General features: G+C 67.4%; 25 protein-coding genes. 15 read left to right on the plus strand and 10 right to left on the minus strand.

The window, feature by feature from the left end:
- Positions 1-2: 2 nt before the first annotated feature.
- On the plus strand, positions 3-776 hold the full coding sequence (locus DJ018_RS12050) for a type III pantothenate kinase (protein WP_111515310.1): 774 nt from the start codon (positions 3-5) through the stop codon (positions 774-776).
- The gene (locus tag DJ018_RS12055) at positions 776-2,455 is read left to right on the plus strand and encodes a ribonuclease J (protein WP_111515187.1); all 1,680 of its coding nucleotides are present in this window, start codon (positions 776-778) and stop codon (positions 2,453-2,455) included. The genes DJ018_RS12050 and DJ018_RS12055 overlap by 1 nt, the downstream gene beginning before the upstream one ends.
- A gap of 22 nt (positions 2,456-2,477) precedes the next feature.
- On the opposite strand, the gene DJ018_RS12060 is transcribed toward DJ018_RS12055, so the two are convergent.
- Entirely contained in the window at positions 2,478-2,714 is a 237-nt protein-coding gene (locus DJ018_RS12060) for a DUF2171 domain-containing protein (protein WP_111515188.1), read from the minus strand.
- Positions 2,715-2,915: 201 nt separating this feature from the next.
- Here DJ018_RS12060 and DJ018_RS12065 point away from each other — a divergent pair, with 201 nt between their 5' ends.
- The 7 genes from DJ018_RS12065 to DJ018_RS12095 all read left to right on the plus strand — a co-directional run bounded on the left by DJ018_RS12065 (position 2,916) and on the right by DJ018_RS12095 (position 9,457).
- On the plus strand, positions 2,916-4,838 hold the full coding sequence (locus DJ018_RS12065; RefSeq protein WP_111515189.1) for a DUF5060 domain-containing protein: 1,923 nt from the start codon (positions 2,916-2,918) through the stop codon (positions 4,836-4,838).
- A gap of 100 nt (positions 4,839-4,938) precedes the next feature.
- Entirely contained in the window at positions 4,939-5,307 is a 369-nt protein-coding gene (locus tag DJ018_RS12070) for a hypothetical protein (RefSeq protein WP_111515190.1), read from the plus strand.
- A gap of 100 nt (positions 5,308-5,407) precedes the next feature.
- Positions 5,408-5,833 carry a methylmalonyl-CoA epimerase gene (mce, locus tag DJ018_RS12075; protein WP_111515191.1) on the plus strand — a complete coding sequence of 142 codons (426 nt, stop codon included), beginning with the start codon at positions 5,408-5,410 and terminating at the stop codon, positions 5,831-5,833.
- Positions 5,830-6,090 carry a DUF1467 family protein gene (locus DJ018_RS12080; RefSeq protein ID WP_111515192.1) on the plus strand — a complete coding sequence of 87 codons (261 nt, stop codon included), beginning with the start codon at positions 5,830-5,832 and terminating at the stop codon, positions 6,088-6,090. The genes mce and DJ018_RS12080 overlap by 4 nt, the downstream gene beginning before the upstream one ends.
- Positions 6,091-6,163: 73 nt before the next feature.
- Positions 6,164-7,483: a proline--tRNA ligase gene (proS, locus tag DJ018_RS12085; protein WP_111515193.1), complete on the plus strand. Its 1,320-nt coding sequence runs from the start codon at positions 6,164-6,166 to the stop codon at positions 7,481-7,483.
- A gap of 56 nt (positions 7,484-7,539) precedes the next feature.
- Complete coding sequence (locus tag DJ018_RS12090; protein ID WP_111515194.1) at positions 7,540-8,775, plus strand: lipoprotein-releasing ABC transporter permease subunit; 1,236 nt, start codon at positions 7,540-7,542, stop codon at positions 8,773-8,775.
- Positions 8,768-9,457: an ABC transporter ATP-binding protein gene (locus tag DJ018_RS12095; protein WP_111515195.1), complete on the plus strand. Its 690-nt coding sequence runs from the start codon at positions 8,768-8,770 to the stop codon at positions 9,455-9,457. Before DJ018_RS12090 ends, DJ018_RS12095 begins: the two co-directional genes overlap by 8 nt.
- A 4-nt stretch (positions 9,458-9,461) precedes the next feature.
- On the opposite strand, the gene DJ018_RS12100 is transcribed toward DJ018_RS12095, so the two are convergent.
- On the minus strand, positions 9,462-10,487 hold the full coding sequence (locus DJ018_RS12100) for a lysylphosphatidylglycerol synthase transmembrane domain-containing protein (RefSeq protein WP_111515196.1): 1,026 nt from the start codon (positions 10,485-10,487) through the stop codon (positions 9,462-9,464).
- Between the two features lie 199 nt (positions 10,488-10,686).
- Here DJ018_RS12100 and DJ018_RS12105 point away from each other — a divergent pair, with 199 nt between their 5' ends.
- Both DJ018_RS12105 and DJ018_RS12110 read left to right on the plus strand, forming a co-directional pair.
- Positions 10,687-12,216: a calcium-binding protein gene (locus DJ018_RS12105; RefSeq protein ID WP_165842903.1), complete on the plus strand. Its 1,530-nt coding sequence runs from the start codon at positions 10,687-10,689 to the stop codon at positions 12,214-12,216.
- 74 nt (positions 12,217-12,290) lie between these two features.
- Positions 12,291-13,058 (plus strand): BON domain-containing protein, encoded by a 768-nt coding sequence (locus DJ018_RS12110; protein ID WP_111515198.1) that lies wholly within the window; start codon positions 12,291-12,293, stop codon positions 13,056-13,058.
- A gap of 7 nt (positions 13,059-13,065) precedes the next feature.
- Here the strand turns inward: DJ018_RS12110 and DJ018_RS12115 are convergent, their stop codons facing one another.
- Positions 13,066-13,476, minus strand: a complete 411-nt coding sequence (locus DJ018_RS12115; RefSeq protein WP_111515199.1) for a hypothetical protein — start codon at positions 13,474-13,476, stop codon at positions 13,066-13,068.
- 59 nt (positions 13,477-13,535) lie between these two features.
- On the opposite strand from DJ018_RS12115, the gene DJ018_RS12120 reads away from it, so the two are divergent.
- Both DJ018_RS12120 and DJ018_RS12125 read left to right on the plus strand, forming a co-directional pair.
- Complete coding sequence (locus tag DJ018_RS12120; RefSeq protein WP_111515200.1) at positions 13,536-13,850, plus strand: polyhydroxyalkanoic acid system family protein; 315 nt, start codon at positions 13,536-13,538, stop codon at positions 13,848-13,850.
- Between the two features lie 164 nt (positions 13,851-14,014).
- Positions 14,015-14,269 carry a hypothetical protein gene (locus tag DJ018_RS12125; RefSeq protein ID WP_111515201.1) on the plus strand — a complete coding sequence of 85 codons (255 nt, stop codon included), beginning with the start codon at positions 14,015-14,017 and terminating at the stop codon, positions 14,267-14,269.
- Here the strand turns inward: DJ018_RS12125 and DJ018_RS12130 are convergent.
- The 7 genes from DJ018_RS12130 to lptF all read right to left on the minus strand — a co-directional run bounded on the left by DJ018_RS12130 (position 14,266) and on the right by lptF (position 23,483).
- Positions 14,266-15,402, minus strand: coding sequence for an energy transducer TonB (locus DJ018_RS12130; RefSeq protein WP_111515202.1), 1,137 nt, complete (start codon positions 15,400-15,402; stop codon positions 14,266-14,268). The genes DJ018_RS12125 and DJ018_RS12130 overlap by 4 nt on opposite strands.
- Before the next feature lie 60 nt (positions 15,403-15,462).
- Positions 15,463-16,302: a 16S rRNA (adenine(1518)-N(6)/adenine(1519)-N(6))-dimethyltransferase RsmA gene (gene rsmA, locus DJ018_RS12135; RefSeq protein WP_111515203.1), complete on the minus strand. Its 840-nt coding sequence runs from the start codon at positions 16,300-16,302 to the stop codon at positions 15,463-15,465.
- Positions 16,303-16,307: 5 nt separating this feature from the next.
- The gene (gene pdxA / locus DJ018_RS12140; protein ID WP_111515204.1) at positions 16,308-17,315 is read right to left on the minus strand and encodes a 4-hydroxythreonine-4-phosphate dehydrogenase PdxA; all 1,008 of its coding nucleotides are present in this window, start codon (positions 17,313-17,315) and stop codon (positions 16,308-16,310) included.
- Positions 17,312-18,694, minus strand: a complete 1,383-nt coding sequence (locus DJ018_RS12145) for a peptidylprolyl isomerase (protein WP_165842904.1) — start codon at positions 18,692-18,694, stop codon at positions 17,312-17,314. The genes pdxA and DJ018_RS12145 overlap by 4 nt, the downstream gene beginning before the upstream one ends.
- Before the next feature lie 43 nt (positions 18,695-18,737).
- A complete protein-coding gene (locus tag DJ018_RS12150) occupies positions 18,738-21,167 on the minus strand; it encodes an LPS-assembly protein LptD (protein WP_165842905.1) in 2,430 nt (809 codons plus the stop codon).
- A gap of 79 nt (positions 21,168-21,246) precedes the next feature.
- A complete protein-coding gene (gene lptG, locus DJ018_RS12155; protein WP_111515207.1) occupies positions 21,247-22,341 on the minus strand; it encodes an LPS export ABC transporter permease LptG in 1,095 nt (364 codons plus the stop codon).
- Complete coding sequence (gene lptF, locus DJ018_RS12160) at positions 22,341-23,483, minus strand: LPS export ABC transporter permease LptF (RefSeq protein ID WP_111515208.1); 1,143 nt, start codon at positions 23,481-23,483, stop codon at positions 22,341-22,343. Before lptF ends, lptG begins: the two co-directional genes overlap by 1 nt.
- A gap of 148 nt (positions 23,484-23,631) precedes the next feature.
- Here lptF and DJ018_RS12165 point away from each other — a divergent pair, with 148 nt between their 5' ends.
- Positions 23,632-25,083, plus strand: a complete 1,452-nt coding sequence (locus tag DJ018_RS12165; RefSeq protein WP_111515209.1) for a leucyl aminopeptidase — start codon at positions 23,632-23,634, stop codon at positions 25,081-25,083.
- A 1-nt stretch (position 25,084) separates the two neighbouring features.
- Entirely contained in the window at positions 25,085-25,531 is a 447-nt protein-coding gene (locus DJ018_RS12170; RefSeq protein ID WP_111515210.1) for a DNA polymerase III subunit chi, read from the plus strand.
- The last annotated feature ends 39 nt before the right edge of the window (positions 25,532-25,570 follow it).

Here is a 25,570-nt window from a genome sequence, read left to right on the forward strand (position 1 = left end):
CGATGCTACTGGCGATCGAACAGGGCAACACCAACACCCTCTTCGCCGTGCACGACGGCGAACGCTGGATCGCGCAGTGGCGCGCCGCAACCGAGGCCAAGCGGACGGCTGACGAGTACGCCGTGTGGCTCTCCCAGCTGCTGGCCATGGCCGGACTTCAGCTGGGCGTGTTCGGCGACTGCATCATCTCGAGCGTCGTCCCCCAGTCGGTTTTCAACCTGCGCAACCTCGCCCGGCGGTATCTGCACGTCGAGCCGCTGGTGATCGGGGAAAATGCGGACCTCGGGATCGCGGTCAGGATCGACAAACCATCGGAGGCGGGCGCCGATCGTCTGGTGAACGCCATTGGCGCTCACGTCGTCTACCCCGGCGAATTGGTCGTGATCGACAGCGGCACCGCCACCACCTTCGACGTCGTCGCACCCGACGGCGGCTTCGAAGGGGGGGTGATTGCGCCGGGGATCAACCTATCTATGGAGGCGTTGCACGCCGCGGCGGCGAAACTTCCTCGCGTTGCGATCCAGCGACCGGGCAAGATCGTCGGCAGCGACACGGTGGGCGCCATGCAATCGGGCGTTTTCTGGGGCTACATCGCCCTGATCGAGGGCCTGATCGACCGCATCAAGGCGGAGCGCGGGCGCCCGACGACCGTTGTGGCCACCGGAGGCGTGGCTTCGCTTTTCCAAGGGGCGACCGAGGCGATCGATCGCTTCGACCCTGATCTAACCATTCGCGGCATGCTGGAAATCTGGCGCCGTAATCGACAAGGCAAGTGATGGCGCGCGGCGACCAAGACGAACTCGTTTTCCTGCCCCTCGGCGGCTCGAACGAGGTCGGCATGAACTTCAACCTGTACGGCTTCGGCCCGGCGCATGATCGCAAGTGGATCATCGTCGATGTCGGCGTGACCTTCGGGGACCAGACGACGCCCGGCGTCGAGGTCATCCTGCCCGATCCCGCTTACATCGAGGACTATGCCGACCGGATCCTCGGCATCGTGGTGACACACGCGCACGAAGACCACATCGGAGCGGTTCCGTGGCTGTGGCCGCGGCTGAAAGCGCCGATCTACGCGACGCCCTTCACCGCCTTCGTACTGCGCGAGAAACTTCGGGAGGCGGACCTGCTGGAAGAAGCGGAGATCACCGAGGTGCCGCTCGGCGGGACGATCGAGCTCGGTCCGTTCAAGCTTGAGCTGATCACCCTCACGCACTCGATTCCAGAGCCTAACGGCCTGGCGATCCGCACCCCGCTTGGCACCGTGCTGCACACCGGCGACTGGAAGATCGACCCGGAGCCGCTGCTGGGCGCCCCCACCGACGCAGACGCGATCCGCCGCCTCGGCGACGAGGGCGTGCTGGCGATGGTCTGCGACAGCACCAACGTCTTCGTGGACGGGACCGCCGGGTCGGAAGCCGACGTGCGCGCGGCGCTGATCCCGCTGATCGGCTCCATGAAGGGCAAGATCGCGGTGTCCTGCTTCGCCTCCAACGTGGCGCGCATGGACAGCGTGATCCGGGCGGCGGAAGCCAACGGCCGGCGGGTCTGCCTGGTCGGACGCTCCATGCACCGCATGGCGGCGGCGGCCAAATCTGTCGGCCTCATGGAGGACGTCCAGCCGTTCGTCTCCGAACAGGAGGCGGGCTACTTCCCGTCCGAGTCGATCCTTTATCTGTGCACCGGCAGCCAGGGTGAGCCGCGCGCGGCGCTGTCCCGCATCGCAGACGGGACACACCCGCACGTGACGCTGGGCGCGGGCGACTCCTGCGTGTTCTCCAGCCGGGTGATCCCGGGCAACGAGATCCCGATCCGCAACCTGCAAAACAAGCTCGCCGATCGCGGCGTGCGCCTCTACACCGAGCGGGATCATCCCGGCATCCACGTCTCTGGCCACCCATGCCGGGACGAGCTGGCGGAAATGTACCGCTGGGCCAGGCCGCAGATCGCCGTGCCCACCCATGGCGAGCGTCGCCATCTGCTCGAACACGTGGCGTTCGCACGTGACCTGCAGGTGCCGCAGCAGGTCGCGCCGCGCAACGGCGACATGGTGCGCCTGGCTCCTGGCCGTGTGGAGATCGTGGACGAGGTGCCGGCGGGCCGCCTCTTCGTGGACGCGGGGGTGCTGACGCCGGAGAACGGCGAGGCTCTGCGCGAGCGTCGTCATGCCGCCTACAACGGCATCCTGGCCGTCTCCGTGGTGCTGGATCGCAAGGGCAAGGTCCTCGCTGGCCCGGAAGTGCGGGCGCTCGGCCTGCCGACCGATGAGGACTATCCGCTGGACGACGTCCTGGATGATCTGTCCGACGAGGCCGAGCAGGCTCTTGGCCGGCTCGACCGGGACGGCCGAGACAATGACGAGGCGGTCGAAACCACGATGTCTCGCGCCGTGAAGAAGGCCAGCCAGCGGATCTGGGGCCGCCGCCCGGTGGTCGAGACCACCGTGCTGCGGGTCTAGAACCGCCGGCCGGCCATCTGGCTTACTGCTTGGTGGTCCAGGCCTGCTTGGCCGCGTCCTTGGTCAGGCTGAGGCGGACGGTGTCGCCATCGATGTCGTCCACCCAGCTGACCGGGATCAGGTGGTGCTTCAGGCCTGATCCGATATCCAGCTTGGTCAGCTCGATCTGGTCGCCCAGCACATGGTCCACCCGGCCGACGTGGCCGCCGTCCGAGCCCACCACTTCCATGTGTTCGCGGATGTTCGAAGTCTCGATCACTTGAGGTCTCCTTTGCGATGCGACCTCAAACGCCCAGAAGGCGATTAGATGTTCCCGACTGCGATAAAAAACCGCTTCTCGCACCCTTGCCGACGCACGCACTGTTCGCTTCCCGCCGGTAGCGCTCACATCTAGGCTGGACAGGCGCTCGTCGGCTCGCGAAGCCGGATCACAACAAGACGAGCTGGGAGGTCCGCGCCGATGCGCCTGAAGACGATGCTGTCGTCCATCCTGTTGCTGCTGGCCGTCCTGTTGGGGGCGGCAGGCCCGGCGCACGCGTCGCGGCTGAACTCCGGTGAAGTCCACGTCTGGGAGGTGCAGGAGGTCACCCTGCAGGCGCAGCGGGACTACGCCAACCCGTACATGGACGTCGATGTCTGGATCGAGCTGGAGGGCCCCGGCTTCAAGAAGAAGATCTGGGGGTTCTGGGACGGCGGACGGACCTACAAGGTTCGCTTTGTGGCGACGACCCCCGGTGACTGGCGTTGGCGCACCAACTCCAACAAGCCGGCGGATGAGGGCCTGAACGGCGGCGGCGGGACGTTGAAAGCCGTCGCGTGGGACGGCTCGGAAATCGCTGACAACGCCAACCGCCGCGGCTTCGTCCGAGCGAGCGAGAATGGCCACGCGCTGCGTTACGCCGACGGCTCGCCCTTCTTCATGGTGGGGGACACCTGGCTGGCGGCGTCCACCTGGCGCCTGCCAATCAAGGGGATCACCGCCACGCCGGACTATGTTCCAGCCGAGGGCATCAGCTTCGAAGAGGCGGTGGCCTGGCGCAAGCGGCAGGGTTTCAACTCTGTCTCCTTCATCTCGTCATTCCCGAACTGGGCGGCGGACAGCCGTGGCGCGACTTTCGCAAACAAGGACGGCGTCTTCCTGCGCAACGCCTGGGAGAAGTTCGGTCACTGGGCGCCGAACGCGAAGATCTCCACGGCCGATGGCGCGACCACGACCGCCAAGGACATGCACGACGAAGCGGGCAACCTGGCCTTTGAGGTCATGGCCGATCGCGAAGGCATGGCCAACTTCGACCGGATCAATCCGGCTTACTTCCGCAGCCTGGACCGCAAGCTGCAGCACCTGTCGACCCAAGGCTTCGTGCCGTTCCTGGAAACGATCCGGCGCGACGCTGCGCCATCCTGGAAGCGGTACTTCGATTTCAGCCCGTCCTACGCCCGCTACTTCCAGTACCTGATCGCGCGCTACGGCGCCTACAACGTGGTCTTCAGCGGGATCCACCTGGACTGGATTCCAAAGGACTTCAGCCTCACCGCGGACGAGTTCAACGAAGCGCTGACCTATCACTACCGCCGCTACGGTGCGCCGCCGTACGGCCAGCCGGTGACCACCTTGATCGATCGCTCGACCTACAAGGTCTTCGGGCATGGGGAGCGAGCGCCCTGGCTGTCGATGCACACGGTGGGCAACAACCCGCGCAACCACGCCATCTACGCCTCGGTGGAGGAGCTCTTCCGCCTCCAGCCCGCGATGCCGGCCGCCAACCTGGAGCCCTACTACACAGGCTGGAACCACAGCATCAACCGGCCGGGCGGCGAGACCCCGGCCGCCGATAGTCCGAGGGACAACTACTTCGCGCGCGCGATGATGTATGGGTCGGTGCTGTCGGGCGGCCTTGCCGGGCACGTGCACGGCACAGCGGCCTATGACCTCACCAGTACGGGCGAGCCGGAGGGCTGGCGACCGCACATCTGGACGGCCTTGCGCTACCAGTCCGGCGCGCAGATGCAGCACCTCAAGACCTTCGTTCTGTCGGAAGGCGATCGCTATCAGCGCCTGACCTTGGCCAATGACAGCCTTGCGCCGCGCAGCATCCCGGGCGCTCTGGATGACGGCCTGGACGGCTGGTCGTTCATGATGCGCACGCCGGAGAAGGACTTGGCTCTCGCCTATTTCGAGACCAAAGCCGTGCGGCCGCAGATGAACGGATTTACGCCGAGCGCTCGCTATCAGTGGATCTGGTTCGATCCGCGAACCGGCGCCTGGTCTCGCCCGCTGAGCGTCCGTGCCGACGGGTCCGGCGCCTTGCGCGCACCGGCTTTCCCGCGGGGCGGCGCGGCGGCGGAAGAGGACGTGGCGGCCAAGATCCTGCTCGTTCGCTGAGCAGGTTATCGGCTGCAACCTGAGCGCGGGCTGCAACGATGGCGCGCGCTCGGGGTTCTCCCGAGCAGCCGGGCAACCGGCGTCACTCGGGAAGAAAGCTATGAAGATCCTGATCATTTCGGCCGCGACTGCAGCTTTGGCTGTCGCCGGCGGCGCGATCGCGCAAACCAGCTCGTCCACGACCGGCTCCACCACCAGCAGCCAGACCGGCGCCTGGTCGGGCAGCTCGCACCAGGGCCACGGCGCGACGGCTCGCACCGGCGCCAGCAGTCCGACGAGCACCGTCACGACGGTGAAGAAGGACAAGACCCAGCCGAACACCGCTTCTGGCGACGTCAGCTCTCCGGCTGCCGGCGACCTGCCGAAGCAGTCTCCGGGCTCGCCCGCTGGCCCCAGCGGCGACACCGACACCGGTCCGCGCGCCGGCGCCAATCCGACCGGCTCGAACGGCAGCACCGCGCCTCAGTAGGCCGGCGGCCACAAGCCGAACGACGCCCAGGCCTTCGCCGTCTGCGAGACGGCGGGCCTGGGCGCTCGCCACCCCTGCCGCGCGGGCGTATACCCGCGCAATGATCGGCAAACTGAACCATGTGGGCGTCGCCACCCCCTCGATCGACGAGGCGGTGAAGCTTTATCGCGACGTGCTGGGCGCGACCGTCATCGGCGATAAGTTCCCCTTGGAGGCCCAGGGCGTTTGGGTCTGTTTCGTCGACCTGCCGAACAGCCAGATCGAGCTGATCGAGCCTTTGGGCGAGGCTTCGCCGCTGAAGGGCTTCCTTGAAAAAAACCCAAAGGGCGGCCAACACCACGTCTGCTTCGAGGTGGAAGACATCCTGGCCGCGCGCGAGGAGTTGCGCGCCAAAGGCGCCACCATCCTCGGAACCGGCGAGCCGCGCATCGGGGCGCACGGCGTGCCTGTCATCTTTGTGCACCCGAAAGACATGGGCGGCGTGCTGATCGAACTTATGCAGACGCCGAAGGAAGGCCACGGATGAGCGTGTTCACCGGCGTCGCCATCTACATCACCGTCTGGTGGACCGTTCTGTTTGCGGTCTTGCCGTGGGGCGTCCAGAGCCATCACGACGCGGGCATCAATCTCGGCGACGGCGGCGATCCCGGCGCGCCGGTGAACCCGAACCTGAAACGCAAGTTCATCACCACCACCTGGGTCTCAGGGATCGTGTGGGTGCTGATCTGGGCGGTGATCCACTTCCACCTGATCACGCTGCCGAGCCTGCCTTCTGGCTACTGAGCGCGTTGCCAAGCTCTCCAGGGCAGGGGTATCAGAGCCGCTCTCCGACAGTTCACGGGATGACCTAAAGCCGATGCGCCTTTCGCGTTACTTCATGCCCACCCTGCGCGAAGCGCCGTCCGACGCTCAGATCGTGTCGCACCAGCTGATGCTGCGCGCCGGGATGATCCGCCAGGAAGCGGCAGGGATCTACGCCTGGCTGCCGCTTGGCCTGAAGGTGCTGAAAAAGGTCGAGCAGATCGTGCGCGAGGAGATGAACCGCGCCGGCGCGATCGAGATCCTGATGCCGACGTTGCAGCTGGCGGACCTGTGGCGCGAGAGCGGCCGCTACGACGACTACGGCGAGGAGATGCTGCGCATCAAGGACCGCCATGAGCGCGACCTGCTGTACGGCCCGACCGCCGAAGAGGTCGTCACCGAGATCTTCCGCGCCTACGTGAAGTCCTACAAGGACCTGCCGAAGAACCTCTACAACATCCAGTGGAAGTTCCGGGATGAGCGGCGCCCCCGCTTCGGCGTCATGCGCGGCCGCGAGTTCCTGATGAAGGACGCCTATTCGTTCGACGTGGACGAGGCCGCGGCCCGTCGGTCCTACAACCGCATGTTCCTGGCCTACCTCAACGTCTACGCGCGGTTGGGGCTGAAGGCGATCCCCGTGCGGGCGGACACCGGCCCGATTGGGGGCGACCTGTCCCACGAGTTCATCATCCTTGCGGAGACCGGCGAGAGCGAAGTGTTCGCCCACCGTGATCTGGTCGAGATGGGCGCACCGGGCGCAGACATCGACTGGAACGGCGACCTGCAGCCGCTGGTCGAGCAGCGCACCAGCCTCTACGCCGCTTCCGACGAGATGCACAACCAGGCACGCTTCGAAGCCGAAGCGCCTGAAGACAAGCGCATGAACGCCCGCGGCATCGAGGTCGGCCACATCTTCTACTTCGGCGAGAAGTACTCCAAGCCGATGAAGGCGCTGGTGGCGGGCTCCGACGGCGTCGAGCGGCCGGTGCACATGGGCTCCTATGGCGTGGGCGTCTCGCGTCTCCTTGGCGGCATCATCGAAGCCAGCCATGACGACGCGGGCATCATCTGGCCCGACAGCGTTGCGCCCTTCGGCGCTGCGGTGGTCAACCTGCGCCCGGGCGAGGCCTCGATCGATGCAGTGGCCGAACAGGCGTACCAAGCCCTGCTCGGAGCCGGAAAGGACCCGGTGCTGGATGACCGGGACGATCGTCCCGGCGCCAAGTTCGCCTCTCTCGACCTGGTGGGCATCCCCTGGCAGCTGATCGTGGGCCCGAAGGGCGTCGCGGAAGGCGTGGTGGAGATCAAGCGTCGCGCCACCGGCGAGCGTCAGACCCTGCCGCTGGAAGCTGCGATCAAGGCGATCTGCGCGTGAGCGAACTGGCGGCCCCGGTGGGCGGCCGAGCGCCGCCGTTCGGACTATGGGAGCGGATGCTCGCCTGGCGTTACCTGCGCGCCAAGCGCAGCCAGGGCGGCGTTGCGCTGATCTCCATCATATCCTTCATCGGCATCATGCTGGCGGTCGCCGTCCTGATCGTCGTGATGTCGGTGATGAACGGCTTCCGGGCTGAGCTGCTGGGCCGCATCTTGGGCTTCCAGGGCCATCTGTTCGTCACCGGCTCGGTGCTCGACGGACCTGCGCGTGAGCTCGCCGTCCAGCGGGTGCTGAAGGTGCCTGGCGTCGTGCAAGCTGCGCCAGTCATCGACGCCCAGGCGATCGCCATGGGACCGAGCCAGATCACCGGCGTGCTGGTGCGTGGGATCTCGCCTAAGGACCTGCGCGCCACCACCCTGGTGTCCAGCAACATCACCCAGGGGAGCCTGCAGGGCTTTGGTCAGGGTGAGTTCGGCGGCGACGGGGTGGTCATCGGCCAGCGGCTCGCAGACGCGATCGGGGTCCGCGTGGGGGACAGCATCACGCTGATCTCGCCCAGCGGCGGCGCCACGGCCTTCGGCGGCACACCGGTGGAGAAGGCCTACACGGTGGTGGGCACCTTCACGATCGGCATGAGCCAGTTCGATCAGGCCTACATCTATATGCCGCTCGAGCAGGCGCAGCTGTTCTTTGGTCGCGACCAGTCTGTCGACGCCATCGAACTCAAGGTCGCCAACCCGGACGACGCTCCGGCCATGAAGGCGGCCGTGAACCACGCTGCGGGTCCGACGGCCCTGGTCACCGACTGGACCCAGCGCGACAGCTCCTTCTGGGGCGCCCTGAAGGTGGAGCGCGCCGCCATGCGACTGATCCTCGGCATGCTGATCGTGATCGCAGCGCTGAACATCATCTCGGGTCTGGTCATGCTCGTGAAGAACAAGACCCGCGACATCGCCATCCTGCGCACCGTCGGCGCCGGGCAGGGCTCGGTCATGCGCATCTTCTTCATGACGGGTGCGAGCATCGGCGGGCTCGGCACCCTCGCCGGCGTCGTGCTGGGCGTGCTGTTCTCGCTCTACATCGGGCCGATCCAAGGGCTGGTGGAGTGGGCCACGGGCCAGACGGTGTTCAGCTCGGACGTCTACTATCTCAGCCGCGTGCCCTCGAAGATCGACTGGGCCGAGGTGACGGGCATCGCCGTCTTCGCCCTCGGCATGTCGTGCTTGTGGACCTTGCCGCCAGCGTGGCGGGCCTCGCGCCTCGATCCGGTGGAGGCCCTTCGCTATGAGTGAGCCCGTCCTCTCCATCCGTGGCCTGAAGCGCACCTACGTGACAGGCGCGGGCCCGCTCACCGTGCTCGATGGCGTCGACCTAGACATCCAGCCGGGTGAGATTGTCGGGCTGGTTGGGCCTTCGGGCTCTGGCAAGTCGAGCCTGCTGCATGCAGCGGGCCTCCTGGAGCATCCGGACGCAGGACGGATCACGGTGCTTGGCCGCGACTGTTCGGACCTGCCGGAGCGCCAACGCACGCGGGTTCGCCTCGCGACCGTGGGCTTCGTCTACCAGTTCCACCACCTGCTGCCCGAGTTCAGCGCGCTCGACAACGTGGCCTTGCCTCAGATGATCGCGGGAACCACGCAGAAGGCGGCGCGTGCCCGTGCTGAGGACCTGCTGGGGCAGCTCGGACTTGCCGCGCGCGTGCACCACCAGCCGGCGCAGATGTCCGGCGGGGAGCAGCAACGGGTGGCGATCGCCCGTGCCCTGGCGAATGCGCCACGTCTGCTGCTCGCGGACGAGCCGACCGGCAACCTCGACCCGCACACGTCGATCACCGTTTTCGAGAACCTCTATGGCCTAGCGCGTCGCACGGGCGTCGCCGCCCTCATCGCTACGCACAACCTCGAACTCGCGCGCCACATGGACCGGGTGGTGACCTTGAAGGACGGCCGGCTTGAAGAGCAGGTCCGCACCTGAGCTCTCAGCGCCGCCGGCTTGAGCGGCGCAGCAGGGTGTCCAGGAACAGGGCTGCGCCAGCCACGATCAGCGGCAGGATGAAGAAGGCTAGCCGATAACCCAGGAAGGCGGCGGCGAGCGGGGCGGGATTCACCGTCCGCAGCAAGGTGGACATAGTCCCCTCGAACACGCCCGCGCCGGCTGGCACCGTGGACGCAAGACCCGCGACCGTGGCCACGGCGTAGGCGCCGACGAAGGTGTGGTAGTGCACCGTGTCCGGCGGCAGCAGGATCCAGATGATCGCCGCCGCCGTCGCGTTATCCGTCACTCCGATTGCGACCTGGCCCAGAGCATCGCGGACGCGAGGCAGCGTCAGGGTTCGCCCGAACGCGTGCAGCGGCTTGCGTCGCCGGAAGGCGCAGAGCAGCACATAGCAGACCACCCAGCCGATCAGCACCGCACCAAGGGTCCGAGCAACGGGCAGCGGAATGGCGGTGGCGGCGATTTGCTCCGGCGCCGACAGCAGCATGCCGGCGCCCCCAAGAGTGGAGATGCCCACCGCAAAGGCGGTGCCGCAGAAGAGCGTTGTGCCCGCCACTTGGGTGAGGCTCACGCCATATCGGTGATAGAGCCGCGCCCGCACCGCGCCTGACACGAGCAGGTTGGCGCCGACCGTGTGCGCGATGCCATTGGCCACGAAAGAGCCGCCGAGTACGGAAGGCAGGGGGACCCGCGCGCCGGCCCAGCCAAGGCCAAGCTTCTCCACGCAGCCCATCAGCAGGAAGCTCAAAGCCGACAGGCAGAGCGCCAGCGCAATGCGTCCGCCGCCCCATTGTCCCATCGCCGAGCCCACCTCTCGGATGCTCAGGGTGTGGAATTCACGCCAGAGCACCCAGCCGGCTGCGATCAGCAGCACAAACGGGATCACGCGCAGCAGCCACCGGCGCACGACGTCGCCTGGCCCCGGCTTGCGGGGCGGCGTGGCCTTGGCCGCGGCGAGCGGCTCGGCCGTCCGGCGGTCCGTCTCACGGACGGGGGCGGGGTTCAGCACAGCTACGGTGTCTCGCGAGTCGCTGGCCCGGTCACGGTCTACACGCGAGCGGAAGGATCGGTTCCGTCGGTCTCTTCTGGACCGAAGTCACGAACTTTATTTGCGGTGAAGCTGGATCGTTCGCCGCACACGGATGTTCTTGCCCGCGAGGGGCTGCAACCGGCGAGCCGGTTGCCTTGCTATGATCGGGGGCGAAGACATGGCCGAAGGGCTGTCTATTATCGAAGCCGTGGATGACGTTGGGCCGAACACCGGGTCGGTGACGTTTGGCGGGTACACCAATGACACGTCGCCGCTGATCCGGGTCAGCCTGGGCGCACAGGCGGCTGTTGGCGACACGGTGGTTCTCAAGGATTCCAACGTCGCCATCGGCACGTTCACCGTTGATGCGGCCGCTCTTTCGGCCGGGTCCGTCGGCCTGCAGCTGACCGGACTGTCGAGCGGCTGGCATCACCTTAGCGTGGCGCTGCAAGCTGCGGACGGCGCTGAGAAAGCGACCTCCGGCGGCTATTGGGGCCTCGGAGTTGAGACCGCCACTCCGGCCGCGCCTGAAATCCGCCAGGTGCTTGATGACGCAGGCGCCAAGACTGGGGCCGTATCGAGCGGCGGACGGACGGATGACGCCAGCCTGACCTTCACCATCTTCGAAAGCGGGCTGCCGCCGCTGCCCCAGGGCTCGCCCGGCCACGCACCGTACGGCGGCGTCGCTCTGATGAGCGGCTGGGTCCATATCTACGACGGCTCAAACCTCGTCGGCAGCGGCCTGCTCGGCTACGGCGGCGAAGTGACCATCACCACCAGCGCCCTCGGCGCCGGTGATCACACGCTGACCGCGGTCGCTGTGGATCGAGCCGGCAACGCGTCCGCGCCGTCCACCGGGTTCCAGGTCACGATCGGCGCTGATCTCGCTTCGGGCGGCGGTGCGAGCGCAGGGCCGGGCGGCGCCACGGCCACCAGCGGCTCGGGCGGATCCGCCACCGCGACCAGCGGCGGCGCGTCCACCGGCGTCGCTGGCCCGGCGTCCACGGGAGGTTCGTCGACGGCGGAGAGCGCTAGCGGCGGCGGTGCGTCCGGAGTTCCGCAAGGCGCCATCGGCGGTGGCGCGGAAGCGGCGCAGAGCCTCACCGCTCAACCTTGGGGCGGCCTGCTCGAAGGCGGCGCAGGCTCCGACACCCTGCAAGGCGGCGATGGCCTGGACGTGCTGAATGGCGGCATGGGCTCCGACGTCCTGCGGGGCGGCGGCGGCTTCGACATCATGAACGGCAACCAGGGGGACGACAGCCTCTGGGGCGGTGAAGGTGACGACTGGGTGGTCGGCGGCAAGGACAACGACCAGCTCTGGGGCGAGGCCGGCCTGGACATTGTGTTCGGGAACCTGGGCAACGACACCTGTAACGGCGGCGACGGCTCCGACCTGATCCGTGGCGGCCAGGGCGAGGACGTGCTGAACGGCGGCGCCGGCGCCGACTGGCTCTCCGGAGACCGCGGTGACGACACCGTCACGGGTGGCGCGGGCGCCGACATCTTCCACAGCTTCGGCGACGCCGGCATCGACCGCATCACCGACTTCAACCAGGGGGAGGGCGACCGCCTGCTCCTGGACATTGGGACGACCTACACGGTCGCCCAGGTGAACGCCGACACGGTCGTCAGCATGAGCGGCGGCGGCCAAGTCATCCTGGTCGGGGTCCAAGCCTCCAGCCTTACGTCGGGCTGGATCCTCGGCTGAGCACGCCAGAGCTCCGGAACCTAAGGGCACGGCGCAGGTTCTTGCGCCGTGACCCGGAAGCAAGGAGGACGCACATGGCGCGAGACGACTGGATGCGTGGAGACCGGATTCGGACCGACTGGCGTTCGCGCGAGACCCGTCGTGATGACTTCGGCCGCTGGGACGACGCTGCGGATGACGCCTACGCAGGTTCGCGTGGCCGCAGCGAAGGGCGCAGCTTCGAGCGCCAGGACTACGGACAGGCCGATTACTCGGTCGATTACGCCTACGATCCGCAACGCCGGACTGGATACCGTGTCGAGGGCGACCGGGATTTAGGCCGCGACAGCCGGGACTTCGGTCAGGCCGATTACTCCCGCGACTACGGCTACGACCCGGAAAACCGCCGTGGCTTCCGTCGCTTCGCCGGTGACGATCAAGACTACGCCCGACGCATGGATGCGGGCGATTACCGCCGCGAACAGAATGATGAGGATCGCGGCCACGGCTCGTGGCGGGATCGGGCCAGCGCCTTCTTCGGCGGCCGCGCCTCAGACACCGACGAGGCTCATCGCGAGCACCTGCAACGGGAAGAAGCTCGGCGGCGCGAGGTCGAAGCCCAACGCAGCCGGCGCCGCGGCCCCTCCGACCGCGTCCTGTGGGCTGTGATCGTCGAGCGGCTTGAAGATCAACGTGGCCTGGACCTGCGCGATCTAGAGGTGCTGGTGAACGACGGCGAGGTCATCCTCAACGGCACAGTGAAGCGCAAGTCGGACAAGCGCCGGATCGAGGACGTCGCCGACATCGACGGCGTTCGCAACGTGCAGAACAACCTGCGCGTCCGTGACCGGGGCTGGTTCTGACCGCGGCTTAGCGGCCTGGACGCGGAAAGCGGCGGCGGAACCGCTCGACAACCACGGGCACCGCCGCCGCGGCCAACCCGCCCAGATCTGAAACCCAGTTGTCGATCAGCGGCGTCAGCGAGGCGCCGCTGAGCAGGTGGGTTGCCTCGAGAACTGTGGCGAACACGCCGACGCCAGTGGCTAGGTTGCGAAGCCGTGCGCGGGGCATGGCCGCCATGGTGATCAGCATCAGGACATAGAAGGCCGCGAAATGCTCCAGGTAGTTGGAGCGCACGAAGCGCGGCACCATCGAAGGCGGCAGGAACACCGCGATCACGATGGCCAATAGGGCGGCAAGAAAGGTCAGGCGCGCCAGCACCGCTAAAGGGCCGGATTCCGGGTACCGGCCATCGCCGAACAGCGTACGATCCTCATGCATGCGGCGTTGATAACCTCCCTCTGGGGAACCCCCAAGCCGAGCCTCGCCGTTATTGCGTCATGAGCAAGCCCGTCACCGTCAACATCCCGCACCAGCTTGGCCGCATCGAGGCGCGTCGCCGCATTGATGAGGGTCTCGGACGCCTGACGCAGCAGTTGAGCGGCGGCGCGACGGCTGTGGTTGATCACAGCTGGGTAGGAGATCGCCTGAGCTTCTCCGTCTCTGCCATGGGCCAAGCGGTCCGCGGATTCGTCGACGTTCTGGATGACGAAGTGCGTCTGGAGGTCCTGCTGCCAGGCTTCCTGGCCATGCTGGCCGGCAAGGTGAAGGGACGGCTGCAGAAGGAAGGGCAGCTGATGTTGGAGAAGAAGTAGCCGTATCTCTCGCGCACCACGGCCAAGCCCCTGCAGGCTGGCCCCGCAAGCACTCAACGCTGATCCCCAAGGCGCGCCGAAACCATCCACAGGCGCGCCTCAGGCCCCCTTTGCGCTTCGGCAAGACTCGGCGGCATGCTGACGTTTCCAGACGGAGGACGAGCATGCGACTCGAGAACCTGTCACCCGCCAGCCGGGCGCTGCTGATGCAGGCGCTGCCCGCAGGCCAACTGGTCAACGTCCTTTACGAGAATGGCGCACGCCTCGAGGTCGGGTTCGATCGCGAGCGTCGATGCTTCGCGCTCGGCGAACGCGGCTGGCTTGATTTCGCGGGCTGGGAAGGGGCGCAGCCTCGCGGTCCTGCCTGCGCCAGCCGCTGGACCCTGACCGACCAGGCGCAGGCGCTTCTGAAGGCCTAGTCTTCCGCGTCGCCTGCGTCGGTCATGAGCTCGGGCAGCTTGAACCGCACCGGCACGATGCAGCCTTTGCGGCCGGTGGAGGGGTTCGACGCCTTCGCCATGCGCAGGTAGTTGGAAGCCATCAGGCCGAATGCGGACGTCGGCTCGGACGCCAGCACCTCGATCGATCCGACCTCGCCCCACGGCGCCACGTCGAACCGCATCAGCGCCCATCCCTCGATCCTCCGGCCCTCCGCCGCCTTGGGGTAGGGGATCGGCGTTCGGAAGCTGAGGTCCACGTCCTCTTCGCAGCTGTCACCTGGGCGTTCGTAGCCGGTCCGCTGGGGCATGGGTGGGGCAGGCAAGGGCGCCGGAGGGGCGTAGTAGGTCATCAGGCAACCGACGGCTTCCTTGGACTCCCACCGGGAGGCGCGAACAGCACGCTCTGATCTTCGCCTAAGGTCCGGCGCGCCGGAGTCCGCGATGTGCACGACGTGGTGCGGACGGCCCTGCGTGCTGACATCGAAGCTCTCCAGGCTCCATTGCGGCCGACCGGGAAGCTTCTGAACCGCCGCATAGTCCGGGTGGTGCGTGATCCGGGGCGCCGGCGCTGTGTTCGGGCCGCAACCGGCAGAGCCGATCAGCTGGCGCAGTCGCCACTCGTCCCGTCCTCGCCACGTGCGCTCCGCGACGGCCTGGCGCAACAGGTCGGCGGGGGCGAGGGTCGGCAGGTGGACGCGGCCTTCGACGGTATAGGCGCACCCCGTGAAGCCGGCGTTCGAGGCTTCGAACCTCCAGGCGGCAAGCGTCGCTTCCAGTGGCTCAGTCTGATCATCGCGCCGTGGCGTGGCGGCACGGATGCCGAGGGGACGCCCGCTCGGATCGATGCGGAACAGGAACGTCTCCTGCCGGGGCGCCGCCTCGCCTGCGGGCATCCAGCTGGGCGCCGGGCTGAAGCGGTTGCCGGACAGGCGCCGCGGCGCGCCCTCGGCGCAGGTCACCGCAGGAGGCGGAGGCGCAAACCCCAGCAGCGCCCGCTCCGGCTGTGTGTGACGATCCACGATCGGCGGAACGGGCAAAGGAGGGGGCGCCGGAGCCGCCAAGACGGCGGCAGGCAGCCAAAGGGCAAGCGCGCAAAGGACGGGGCGAAGCATGGACCCTCCGGTCGGGAAGGTCAGCTTAGATCCATCTCCGGTAGATCGACCAGTCTTTGCTCAACCGCCTTGAGCGCGCGCCGCGAGCCAGGCGTCGGCCAGCCGCAGGAAGCCTTCGATGTCGACCGTTTCGGCGCGGGCTTGCGGGTCGAGACCGGCGGCAGTGATGACTGGCTCGCCCGCCAAACCCTTAAGGCTGGCCCGAAGCATCTTGCGGCGCTGTCCAAAGGCTGCGGCTGTCAGCTTCTGCAGGGCGTCCAGTCGGCGCGGCTCCGGGCGATCGGCGCGCGGCGTCAGCCGCACGACGGCAGAGTCGACCTTGGGCGGAGGCGTGAACGCCCGGGCCGGCACGTCCATCACCAGCCGTGCTTCGCACGTCGCCTGAGCGATGACCGCCAGCCGCCCGTAGGCATCGTCGCCGGCTTTGGCGGTGATTCGCTCAGCCACTTCTTTCTGGAACATCAAGGTCAGCGAGGCGGGCGTCCAGGGGCCGGTAAGCCACTTGATCAGAAGGGCGGTGCCCACGTTGTACGGTAGGTTGGAGACGAGGTGCGCCGGCGCACCTCGCGCCAGTTCACGCTCGTCCACCTTCAGGGCGTCGGCGAACACCACATCCAGGGCGCCGCTCGCCGCTGCGCCGAGCTCCTCCAGAAGGGGGCGGAAGCGTTCGTCCTTCTCAACCGCCGTGACAGGTGCGCCCGTCTCCAGCAGTGCGCGCGTGAGACCGCCCGGACCTGGCCCGACTTCGATCACCCGGTCGCTTTCGCCGACTTCGGCCAGGCGCGCGATCTTCCGGGTAATGTTGAGGTCCAGCAGGAAGTGCTGTCCGAATGACTTTCGGGCCAGCAGGCCATGCGTCGCAAGGCTTTCGCGGAGGGGCGGAAGATCGGCCAGAGTCATGGCGCTCAACCGCCTCGGCGGCGAGCGATCTGGTCAGCAAGCCGCACCGCCTGCACCAGACTATCGGCCCGCGCCAGTCCGCGCCCGGCGATATCGAAGGCCGTGCCATGATCAGGCGATGTGCGGACGATCGGCAGACCCAGAGTGACGTTCACGCCACCCCAGAAGTCGAGCATCTTCACCGGGATAAGCGCCTGGTCGTGATAGAGGCACACCGCCGCGTCGTACCGGCTGCGCATGGTTTCCGGGAATAGGCTGTCCGCAGGGAAAGGGCCCGTGGCGTCGACGCCCAGGTTGCGCAGCGCCCGGATGGCCGGCTCCACCAGTTCGATTTCTTCCCGCCCGATCCCGCCGCTCTCTCCCGCGTGGGGATTCAGCCCTGCGACGGCGACCCGCGGCGCCAGAAGGCCGAAGTCACGCCTCAGGGACTGGGCGGTGACGAGACCGGCGTTGACGATCTTTTCGACGCTCAACAGCGAAGGGACCTTGGCGATCGGCGCATGCACCGTCACCAGCGTCACCCGCAGGTCGCGTGCGGTGAGCATCATAATTGGCCCGCGCGCGCCGTCGTAGTTCGCGGCGGCCGTCAGCTCGCCCAGGAACTCGGTGTGACCGGGGAACTTGAATCCCGCCTCATAGAGCGGCGCCTTAGCGATTGGGGCCGTCACCACGCCCGAGACATCACCACGCAGCGCGAGGCCCACCGCCGTCTCGATCCATTGGATTACAGCAGGCGCGTAGGCAGGCGATGGCTGGCCCGCCACAACGGGCGAGCGCATAGGCAAGTCGAGTACGGGCAAGGCGTCCGGAAACACCCGCAGCGCGTCCTCGGGCGCGTGGACTCGGCGCAGGATGGAAGCGCCGGCCACAGACGCGGAGGCCAGCGACTGGAAGTCGCCGACCGCCATGAACGCCGGACCACCGGCGCGGAGCTCGTTCCAAGCCTTGACGACAATCTCCGGCCCGACGCCGGCTGGATCGCCAAGGGTTAGCGCAAGCGGACCTGTCTTCACCCTCTCGTCTCGATGGTCGCGGAATTCCGCAGGTCACGCATATAGCGACGCGCCACCATGTTGAGTTGCTGGCCGATCAGGCGATTCTCGATGGCCGCCCGATCCAGCTGGGCGGCGCCTGCCGCGCGCTTGCCGCAGACGGCAAGAACGTGCAGCCCCACGCCGGTACGGATCGGGGCCGACAGCTGACCGATCTCCAGGCTCTGGGCCGCAGCGCGGAACTCCGGCGCCAGGTCGTCGATCTCGGCTTCGCCCAGGTCGCCTGCCACGACACCCTGTACCTTGCCGGCCGCGCTTTCGAGGTCCTGACAGCCCTGCTGCGTGCTGCTGCGCACGCTCTCGAGCTTGGCGCGCGCGGCTTCCACGTCGGCTGCCGATGCGCCCTGCGGGATGGCGACCGCCGCTTGCTTCAGGTTGACGAGGCTCGCGCCGCCGCCCGAGCGCTTGTCGCGCAGGTAGATGATGTAGACGCCGTCGCGTACAGGGATGGGCGCCGACAACTGACCGGGCCGCATCTGCGCCAGGGCGGCGTCCACTTCCGGAGGCATCTCACCTTCGGAGATCCAGCCGGCGTCGCCGCCGGCCGCCGCAGTCGGCGCCGCCGAGAACTGACGGGCCACAGACGGGAAGGGCGCACCCTGCTGCATCTGGGAGATCAGCTGAGCCGCCCCTTGCGTAGCGGCTTCCATGCCGCCGACGCGCGCGGCGTCGATCAGCACTTCGCTCACCTGGTACTGCGGGCGTGACGAAGCGGCCTGCAAGCGGGCGAGCGTCGCATCCACCTGATCGCCGCCCACGCGCAGGCGCGAGCCGTAGCGACCGCGGATCCAGCGCTCCCAACTCATCTGCGCCCGCACCTGCTGACGCAGCGTGTCGGGGTTGATGCCCTGGGCGCGAAGCTGGTTGAGGAAGGCCTCAGGGCGCATGTTGTTCTGCTGCGCCATTGCAGCGAGTTCTTCCGTCACCTCCTCGTCGGTGGCCACGATCGAGAACTTCTGCTCCCGTTCGACGCGGCGCAGTTCCTGGAACTGGATCCGCTCGTCGACCAGAGAGATCAGCGCCTCGCGCTGAAACTGCGGCAGGGTCTCCTGGGTCGGCTGAACGCCAGAGGTGGCGATCAACAGGCGCATCCGCTGCGCCAGGTCGTAAGTCGAGATGATCTCGTCGTTCACCACCGCGGCGACCGATTCCGACATCGGCCGGGGTGCGGCGGGGGTGGCTTGAGCCGGAGCGGCCGGCTGGGCTTGCGGCGCTGGACGGGAGTCGAGACGACCGCGAAGCGCCTGGGCCTGCACGCCGATGGGCAGAGCCGACAGAAGGGCGGCAGCAATAGCTGCGCCCCGCGCCGCTTGGCCCGTGACGTTACGCGCGTGCATCATGGATGGAGTCATTCCTTCGAGCGGCCGGCTTCGGCCTGCGATTTTATCTGCCATACAAAGGTCCGCCCAATGTGGCGAGCGTTAGGCGCACCGTAATCTGCTCACGCGGGCCCAGTTGGGCGATGCGGGTGTCTTCCTTGCGGTAGATCACATCCACGCGCACGCAGTCGTCCCGGTAGAAGACGCCGACGTCGCGGATGACCCAGGCCGCCGAGCTGTTCTCGAGACCTGGCACAGACGGCGGGTTGAGATCGACGTTGCCGTAGGCGGTGACGCCCCAGTTGCGCGTCAGGTTCAGCTCGCCACCGATGTCCAGGTTCTCGCGGTTCAGGTTGGACGAGTTGCCCAGGTCGGCGAGGCTGACGTTGTAGTTGTCCGTCAGGTAGCGGACGAAGCCCGAGCCGCGGCGGTTGACGACGTTGGCGCCAGCTTCCAGCCGCTGAATGCTGAGGTCGTCCGAGTCCAGACGCGCCCGGGTGAAGAAGGACAGGCCGCGCACCGGCCGCGCCTCGCCCGCCACGACCCAGTCCGACGCCTTGCTGCGCAGCCCGGAACGCGGGGAGAAGACTTCGTTCTTGTCGGCGCGGAAGCTGCGGCCGACCAACAGGCTGGCGCGACGTCCGTCGTCCCACAGCACCGACGCCCGGCCGGCGACATTCAGCCGCGCCCCGTCCTCGTAGAGGTCGAAGCCCGGGAACTTGTCGGGACGGAACAGGGTGGTCTCGTCGAACTCGAACGCGACGCTGTCCTCGTTGAGGTAGATCGGCTGGCCATCGGCGTCCCGGCCCACCACTATTTGACGGGCGTCGGGCGAGACGACGACCTGAGCGAGAGGCTCCAGCACAATCGTGGAGTCACGCCAGCGCCGGAACAGCGGGTAGGAGATGTCGGCGCCTGCAGCGCCGAGGAGGCGGCTGGTCGTGCGCGAGGTGGTCGCTGAGCCTGGTCCGGCCACCACGTCGCTCAGGCTATAGCCGTCCACCCGAACGTCCACGAAGGGATCGACGCGCAGCCCGCCCACCGAGGTGAGCGCGCGGCGCCAGTCCGCCTGGGCCGTCACCCGCCGGCTGTCGATGCCGGGGATGCGCTCGATGGTGTTCGGGGCCTGTTCGCGCGTCAGTCCCACGGCCGAGCCGCGCAGCCGCACACGGCCGCCGAACATCTGGCCCAGTTCGTAGCGGGACTCGACCAGCGGCGCGATTAGCGGGAACGCGCGATCGTTCTCGAGCTTCGGATACTCGATGGTGCTGGGACGCAGGCCCTGGATGCTGATGGCCGCTGTCGAGAAGTAGGACTTCTCGTCCTGACGGATCGCATAGAGCTGCGAGATCAGCCGTCGGTCATCGGCGACATAGGGGCCGCGGCTCTCGAACACGTTGCCGATGTCGTACTTGTCGAAGATCAGCTTGTCCGACGCGCGCTCAGCCGTGAAGCCCCATCGCCAGTGCTCGCCCGCCTGGAAGGCGCCGCGGCTCAGGATGTAGCTGCGCGAGGTCGCTTCGCTGCCCGGAACGCGTTCGCCCTGGCCGTTGAAGTCGCGCTCGTGGGTGTAGCCGAAGCGGACGTCGAGATCGCCGGAGTAGAAGCGCTGTCGATATTGGCCGTTGAGCAGCGGGTTCACCTTGGTGTTCAGCTGCGGACTGATCACCAGATCGGAGTACGGCGAGATCACCCAAAGGTACGGTTGCTCGTAGGAGAAGCCGCGGCGGTTCGAGAGGCCCGGCTCGGGGGTCAGGAAGCCGGAAGCGCGGCCGGACTGCGGGTCGGCGTGCCAGAACACCGGTGAATAGAGCACCGGCGCGCCCAGCACGTGCACCTTGGCGTTCCGATAGTAGACGATGCGGCGCTTGCGATCCTGCACCACGCGATCAGCGCTGATCGACCAGGTCGGCGTCTTGGGTGACCCGTTGGTCGTGCAGATCGGGCAAGGCGTGTAGATCGCCTGATGCAGTTCCTGAACGTTCTCCGACCGGCGGATCGCGCTCGCGCCCGCGATCTTGACGTTCTCCTGCAGCCGGGCGGAGAAGCCCAACGCGACGCCAGCCCGCATGTCCTCGTCGAGCACGAACTCGTTGGCGTACTCGACCGTCCCGTCAGAGTTGATGATCTGGACATTGCCGATCGCCCGGATGACGCCCTGGCCTTCCTGCTCGGCTTGTTCGTAGATCAGGCGGTCGGCGCGCAGCGTCCGGCCTTCGTAGCGGATCTCGACGGAGCCTTCGGCGGTGGTCCGCTGGGTCTCGTCGTCGCGGATGATCTGGTCCGCTTCCATGTAGAGCTCGCCCGCGGCCAGCCCGTCGGGCGTACGCGCCGCTGGAGCGGTCGCCAGTGGCCCGTTCGCGGCTGGCGCCTGCGCCGGTGCAGGCGTGCTCGTCTGGGCCTGCGCGACGGCGCTCCACAGGACCGCGATGGCGGTCCCGGCGAGCATGGCGCGCTTGGCGGCTGCGGAAGGCGTGCGCCGACCCGAACTCATGAAGTCTTCGATCCCCTCTCGCGCGCGGCCCCCGAACGTGGCGGGGCTTGGCGGATGCATAGCCGGGCAGGCCAACGATTCAACCGTCTTCGGTGTAGCAGAGCAGGGTGAGCCCTGACAGCAGGGCCACCACCGGCGGGCCCCAGGCTCCCGCGAACAACGGCAGGATGTCGGCGCGCGCCAGCGCGCCGGCGAACTGGTTGAAGAAGAAGATCACGAAACCCAGCGCCACGCCGGCTCCAGCCAGGCCCGCCAAGCCGCCCAGGCGAGCCAGCCGGAGGGAGAACGCCGCCGCCAGCACCGCCATCGCGGCGAATAGCACCGGGGTGGCGAGAAGCTGATGAAAGCGCAGCTGGTAGGCGGCGCCCGAGAACCCTGCCTGCTCCGTGAGCCGGATCGCGTCGGGCAGGCGCCAGAAGGCGATGGCGTCCGGCGACGCGAACCGCTCCATGGCCGACTCGGCGTCCAGGGTGGAGCGGATCGAAAGGCTGTCGGAGCGGACAGAGCTTTCACCCGCCGTCGCCTCGCGAACGTCCGTGAGCTGCCAGAAACCCGGCTGCAGCCGCGCCTCGGCGGCTTCCAGCCGGCGCTTGAACTCAGGCGTGCCCGCGCGGTTCTTCTGGTAGACGAACAGCGACACCCCCCGCAGCCGCACCGTGCCTCCGACGGTGTCGCGAGACTTGGCGTGGATTACGATCTGGTTCTTGTCATCGCCCTGGCGCAGCCAGATGTCCTTGGGCGTATCGCCCAGGTAATTCTCCATAAGGCGGGCCCGCGTGGCCTCGAACTGCGCGTTCATGGCGGCCGCCAGCGGATTGAGGGCGGTGACGGTCAGCACCCCGGCCACAAAGGCCGCGGCTCCGAACGGAAGGATGAAGCGCCAGGCGGACACGCCCGCGGCCCGCATCGCCACCAGTTCACTGCGACGGTTGAGCCCCACATAGGCGCCGATGCCCCCGAACAGGAAGACGAACGGCAGCAGGACCTGGATCACCGAGGGCACCCGCAGGAAGGTGAGCCAGATGATCTCCGGGGCGCCCACATCCGCGCGCACGCCCACCTGACGTGACAGGTCGACGAACTGCACCAGGACGATGACGGTGCCGATGACCGCAAGGGCCGCCAGCACGCCGCCCAAGGTGCGGATCAGGACGTAGCGCTCCAGCCGGCCCATCAGGCGGTCGCCCTTCGGGCGATGGATGGACCACGGTTGCGGCGGATGTCGATGAACCGGCTGACGCGCTGGCGGAAGATGCTGCGCATTCCGAGCGCGAAGGCGATCAAGGGCACCAGGTACTGAAGGACGTTCAACCAGGCGCTTTCCTCAGCCGCCGACTGAACGGTGAAGCCGATGATGCGGGTCACGGCGGCCGCGGCGCCAATCCAAGCCATCCGTTTGCCGTAGCCCATCCGGGAGAAGCCGCCGCCGATGATGGCTGACAGGGCCAGGGCCATGAAGGCGATGTTGTAGAGCGGCGTCGAAAGCCGGGCGTGGCCTTCCGCCAGCAGACTGAGCCGGTTGCGACGCTCCCAGTCCTGGGTCAGGTCCGGGAACATCAGCTCGTGAAGGTAGCGGTCCGACGGCTTGTACTGGATCAGCTCGTCGCTGTTGGTCAGCGGCGACAGGTCGAAGACGTACTCGTCGAAGGTCAGGTAGTTCAGCACGCCGCGCTCGGAGAACTCCTGCGTCGAGCCCTTCTGCATGATCAGCACGGGCCGGCCCAGCCGCCGTGCGATACGGCCCTGGTCGGCGGTGTAGGTGGTGGCCGCGCCGTCCGCCTTCACCTGGTGGATGAACAGGTTGCTGATGTTGCCTTGTCCATCAACGCCTTGCGCATAGACGGTTAGGCCAGGCGCCGGCTCGGTGAACTCTCCCTCGCGCACAAGCGTGGAGGCGAGATCCGTCCGAACCTCGAAGAGCTCCTGCCGCAAGGTGCGGTAGGCAAGGGGTTGGATCCAGAGGTTCAGGAGCAGAGCCAGGAACGCGATGGTCGAGGCCAGCCGCAGGGCCGGGGAGATCACCCGCCAGCGGCTCATGCCGCCGGCGAAGCAGACGACGATCTCCTGGTCGGTGTGCAGCCGGTTCAGGGTCACCAGTGCGGCGACGAACACGGCGATGGGCAGCACCATGTTGATGAGCTGCGGCATGTAGAGGAACGTCACCTTCAGGAAGACGAAGGCGCTTTGCCGCTGGTTCACGAGCAGATCGAGCCCGGCCAGGCTTTGGCTCAGCAGGGCGACCGCCGTCAGCGCCATTGTGGCGAGCAGCGTCGGGCCAACGAGCTGGCGCAGCAGGTAACGGTCGATCAGGCGCATCGGTAAGAAAGTACGGCTCACCCGGAGAATTTGCCGCGCCCCGGCCGCGGAGCTGTTCTAAACCATGCGTCGCGGCCCCGCACAACCGCTGCGCTTGCAGCCGACGGTTGGCGGGGAAGGCTTAGCAGTCAGACCTGAGAGAGTTCGGATGGAGATCGAGTTCGTTGCGGCCCAGGCCGCCGTGCAGCCCAGGACCGCTGTGGCCCGCGTGGTGTTCGAAGGCCAGTCGCTTGAGGGCGCGCTCGCCAGGGCGAAGGCGGCGAGCCGTTTCACGGGCGCGAAGGGGCAAACCCTTGAACTTCTCGCCCCGGAAGGCGAGGCCGCCGAACGGATCGTGCTGGTGGGAGCCGGCAAGGCTGAAAGCTTCGACGCTCTGGCTGCCGAGCATGCCGCCTCCAGCGCCTATAGCGCGCTGAAGCTGTCCGGACTGGAAGCCATCCGCGTAGAGCTGCCGACCGACGATGTGGATCTTGCCGCGCGCGCGGCGCTGGGCCTGCGTCTCGCCAGCTATCGGTTCGACAAGTACCGGACGAAAGAGCCCGCTGAGAAGAAGCCTTCCCTTCAGCGCGCCCAGGTGGTCGCCGCCGACGCCGACGGCGCCTTGGCGGCGTTCGCCCCATTGTCGGCTCTGGCCAACGCCGTGGCGTTCAGCCGTGATCTGGTGTCCGAGCCGGCGAACATTCTTTACCCAGTCGAGTTCGCCCGCCGGTTGCGTGAGCTCGAGCGTCTGGGTCTGGAAGTCGAGATCCTGGGCGAAGCCGAAATGGCCAAGCTCGGCATGGGCAGCCTGCTCGGCGTGGGGCAGGGCAGTGTCCGTGAAAGCCAGCTGGTGGTCATGCGCTGGAACGGCGCGGACGACCCCAACGCCCAGCCGGTGGCCTTCGTCGGCAAGGGCGTGTGCTTCGACACCGGCGGCATCTCCATCAAGCCCGCCGAGGGCATGGAGGACATGAAGTGGGACATGGGCGGCGCGGCCGCCGTGTCCGGCCTCATGCACGTTCTCGCTGGCCGCAAGGCCAAGGTGAATGCGATCGGCATCGTCGGGCTGGTCGAGAATATGCCGGACGGCAACGCCCAGCGTCCGGGCGACGTGGTCACCTCCATGTCGGGGCAGACCATCGAGGTGATCAACACTGACGCCGAAGGCCGCCTCGTGCTGGCCGACGCCATCTGGTACTGCCAGGACCGCTTCAAGCCGAAGTTCATGGTGGACCTCGCCACTCTGACCGGCGCGATCATCATCAGCCTGGGCAATGACTATGCCGGGCTGTTCTCCAACAACGACGAGCTCGCCGCGAACCTGCTGCAGGCCTCGCAGACCGAAGGTGAGCCTCTGTGGCGCATGCCGCTCCCTGAGCAGTACAACAAGCAGCTCGACAGCATGATCGCCGATATGAAGAACATCGGCGGCCGCCCGGCGGGCTCCATTACCGCGGCGCTGTTCATCCAAAAGTTCGTCAACGGCGTGCCGTGGGCCCACCTCGACATCGCTTCGACCGCCTGGAAGAAGCCTTCCAGCGTGCCGACCATTCCGGACGGCGCGACGGGCTATGGCGTGCGGCTGCTGAACCGCATGGTCCAGGAGAAGTACGAGGGCTGAGGTGACGGAGGTCTGGTTCTACCACCTGGAACGCACCGGGCTGGATCAGGCCTTGCCCGAGCTGTTGGAGAAGACGCTGCAGCGGGGCTGGAAAGCCCTGGTGCGAACTCCGACAGCTGAGCGGATCGAGCACCTGGACGGCTGGCTGTGGAGCTATCGCGACGATAGTTTCCTGCCGCATGCGCCGGCCGCCGAGCCGAACGCAGCGCGTCAGCCGATCCTGCTCACGACCGAGCAGGACAACCCAAATGCCGCCGATGCTCTGTTCCTGATCGACGGCGCCGAGCTGGGCGATCTGGATGGCTTCGCACGCTGCGTCGTGCTCTTCGACGGCGGCGATGCGCAACAGCTCGCGCTCGCGCGCAGCCAGTGGACCCAGGTGAAAGCAAAGGGGCATGCCGCCTCGTATTGGCGGCAGAAGGAGCGGGGATGGGAAAAGCAGGCTTGAAGCGGGCTTCCGCACTCTGTGGTGTTCTGTTGCTGTCGG

The sequence above is a fragment of the Phenylobacterium deserti genome, from assembly GCF_003254705.1.
In the GTDB taxonomy this organism is placed as follows: domain Bacteria; phylum Pseudomonadota; class Alphaproteobacteria; order Caulobacterales; family Caulobacteraceae; genus Phenylobacterium; species Phenylobacterium deserti.